This is a genomic window from Pseudomonas sp. 30_B, assembly GCF_017491605.1.
Classification (GTDB): Bacteria; Pseudomonadota; Gammaproteobacteria; order Pseudomonadales; family Pseudomonadaceae; genus Pseudomonas.
Window position 1 is genome coordinate 1 of the sequence record NZ_JAFGYY010000214.1, and the last position, 500, is coordinate 500.

Annotated in this window: 1 protein-coding gene; it reads right to left on the minus strand. The window is 64.4% G+C overall.

The window, feature by feature from the left end:
- Positions 1-276: 276 nt before the first annotated feature.
- Positions 277-500 (minus strand): 50S ribosomal protein L19 (locus J5M67_RS27990; RefSeq protein ID WP_207888619.1); only part of this gene is annotated, 224 nt, incomplete at its 5' end.

Here is a 500-nt window from a genome sequence, read left to right on the forward strand (position 1 = left end):
GAGCGACAGCGTGCGGCTATCGCCCTGCGGCCACTCCACCCGCTCCAGCCGATAGCCTGTCCAGCAACCCAGTGCCTGAAGTGCCTTGCGATCGAGCAATTCCGCCTCCTGACATCCATAAAATCAGGCGTCAGGTTACGCAATCGTTCTCCAAGGCTCCACGGTTTTCTGCGATGAACCAAAAAAAAGCGCCGTGCGGGAGCTTCCCGCACGGCGCTTTTCCACGCCGGGCCAACGTGCGCCAATCGACTGCCGGCGCACGCCCCCGAACCGCGCTTACTGCTGCGCAGCCGCGGCGCGTGCCTTCGACACCAGCTTTTCCTTGATGCGAGCCGACGTGCCCGAGCGTGCGCGCAGGTAGTACAGCTTCGCACGGCGCACGTCGCCGCGGCGCTTCACGACGATGCTCGCGAGCAGCGGCGAGTACGTCTGGAACGTACGCTCGACGCCTTCGCCCGACGAGATCTTGCGGACGATGAACGACGAGTTCAGGCCACGGT